Annotated in this window: 2 rRNA genes; both read right to left on the reverse strand. The window is 57.5% G+C overall.

The window, feature by feature from the left end:
* Positions 1 to 11: 11 nt before the first annotated feature.
* Positions 12 to 128, reverse strand: a 5S ribosomal RNA gene (rrf, locus tag AB0M47_RS42550).
* Between the two features lie 109 nt (positions 129 to 237).
* Positions 238 to 2,715, reverse strand: a 23S ribosomal RNA gene (locus tag AB0M47_RS42555); the annotation flags it as partial.

Consider the following 2,715-nt stretch of genomic DNA (forward strand, 5'->3'; position numbering starts at 1 on the left):
ATGGAAAGTTTGTCCGGCGGTGTCCTACTCTCCCACACCGTCCCCGGTGCAGTACCATCGGCGCTGGAGGGCTTAGCTTCCGGGTTCGGAATGTAACCGGGCGTTTCCCCTCCGCCATGACCGCCGTAACACTATCAACCTGTCAAACCACGAGCCCGATCCGGCTACGAGTGGTTGCTGGTCGTGATGTGAAAAGTGAACGCGAGCAACAGCAAGACATATCTTCTGTCATGTGTTTTAGTCAAGTCCTCGGCCTATTAGTACCAGTCCACTGAACCCGTTACCGAGCTTACATGTCTGGCCTATCAACCCAGTCGTCTACCTGGGGGCCTTACCCACTCACGTGGTGGGAGACCTCATCTTGAAGCGAGCTTCCCGCTTAGATGCTTTCAGCGGTTATCCCTTCCGAACGTAGCCAACCAGCCATGCACCTGGCGGTACAACTGGCACACCAGAGGTTCGTCCGTCCCGGTCCTCTCGTACTAGGGACAGCCCTTCTCAAGTCTCCTGCGCGCACGGCGGATAGGGACCGAACTGTCTCACGACGTTCTAAACCCAGCTCGCGTACCGCTTTAATGGGCGAACAGCCCAACCCTTGGGACCTGCTACAGCCCCAGGATGCGACGAGCCGACATCGAGGTGCCAAACCATCCCGTCGATATGGACTCTTGGGGAAGATCAGCCTGTTATCCCCGGGGTACCTTTTATCCGTTGAGCGACACCGCTTCCACAAGCCAGTGCCGGATCACTAGTCCCGACTTTCGTCCCTGCTCGACCCGTCAGTCTCACAGTCAAGCTCCCTTGTGCACTTGCACTCAACACCTGATTGCCAACCAGGCTGAGGGAACCTTTGGGCGCCTCCGTTACCCTTTAGGAGGCAACCGCCCCAGTTAAACTACCCACCAGACACTGTCCCTGAACCGGATAACGGTCCGAAGTTAGATACCCAAACACAACAGAGTGGTATTTCAACGTTGCCTCCCACCGAACTGGCGTCCGATGCTCACAGGCTCCCACCTATCCTACACAATTGAGTCCGAATACCAATGTCAAGCTATAGTAAAGGTCCCGGGGTCTTTCCGTCCTGCCGCGCGTAACGAGCATCTTTACTCGTAGTGCAATTTCGCCGGGCCTGTGGTTGAGACAGTGGGGAAGTCGTTACGCCATTCGTGCAGGTCGGAACTTACCCGACAAGGAATTTCGCTACCTTAGGATGGTTATAGTTACCACCGCCGTTTACTGGCGCTTAAGTTCTCAGCTTCGCCGTGAGGCTAACCGGTCCCCTTAACGTTCCAGCACCGGGCAGGCGTCAGTCCATATACAGCGTCTTACGACTTCGCATGGACCTGTGTTTTTAGTAAACAGTCGCTTCCCCCTGCTCTCTGCGACCCCCACCAGCTCAGACAGCACGTGCCATCACCAGCAGAGGCCCCCCTTCTCCCTAAGTTACGGGGGCAATTTGCCGAGTTCCTTAACCACAGTTCGCCCGTCGCCTCGGTATTCTCTACCTGACCACCTGTGTCGGTTTCGGGTACGGGCCGCTCACAACTCGCTAGAGGCTTTTCTCGGCAGCATAGGATCACTGACTTCACCTGATACGGCTCGGCATCACGTCTCACCCCCATGTGCCACGGATTTACCTATGGCACGGGCTACACGCTTACCCCGGCACAACCACCGGCCGGGCTCAGCTACCTTCCTGCGTCACCCCATCGCTCACCTACTACCCACCAAGATCCCAACCACAAAAGCCTCAGCCCGAAGGCCTCCGCTCCCGCAGGAGGTTAGTACAGTGAGGTTCAGCGTTGACGCTGCTTCGCGGGTACGGGAATATCAACCCGTTGTCCATCGACTACGCCTCTCGGCCTCGCCTTAGGTCCCGACTCACCCAGAGCAGATAAGCTTGACTCTGGAACCCTTGGTCATCCGGCGGCAGGGTTTCTCACCCTGCTTTCGCTACTCATGCCTGCATTCTCACTCGCACGCGCTCCACGGCTAGGTCACCCTGCCGCTTCCCCGCACGCACGACGCTCCCCTACCCACCCACACGCCTAGACCCAGAGCCCGCAGGCGACTGGGCCGAGCAAAGTGTGAGTGCCACGGCTTCGGCGGTGTGCTTGAGCCCCGCTACATTGTCGGCGCGGAACCACTTGACCAGTGAGCTATTACGCACTCTTTCAAGGGTGGCTGCTTCTAAGCCAACCTCCTGGTTGTCTGCGCGATCCCACATCCTTTCCCACTTAGCACACGCTTAGGGGCCTTAGCCGGCGATCTGGGCTGTTTCCCTCTCGACTACGAAGCTTATCCCCCGCAGTCTCACTGCCACGCTCTCACTTACCGGCATTCGGAGTTTAGCTGACTTCGGTAAGCTTGTAGGCCCCCTAGGCCATCCAGTAGCTCTACCTCCGGCAAGAAACACGTGACGCTGCACCTAAATGCATTTCGGGGAGAACCAGCTATCACGGAGTTTGATTGGCCTTTCACCCCTAACCACAGGTCATCCCCCAACTTTTCAACGTTGGTGGGTTCGGCCCTCCACGAAGTCTTACCTTCGCTTCAGCCTGCCCATGGCTAGATCACTCCGCTTCGGGTCTAGGACACGCGACTGAATCGCCCTATTCAGACTCGCTTTCGCTACGGCTACCCCACCCGGGTTAACCTCGCCACATGCCACTAACTCGCAGGCTCATTCTTCAAAAGGCACGCCGTCACCTC

Source organism: Hamadaea sp. NPDC051192 (assembly GCF_040682475.1).
Taxonomy (GTDB): Bacteria; Actinomycetota; Actinomycetes; order Mycobacteriales; family Micromonosporaceae; genus Hamadaea; species Hamadaea flava.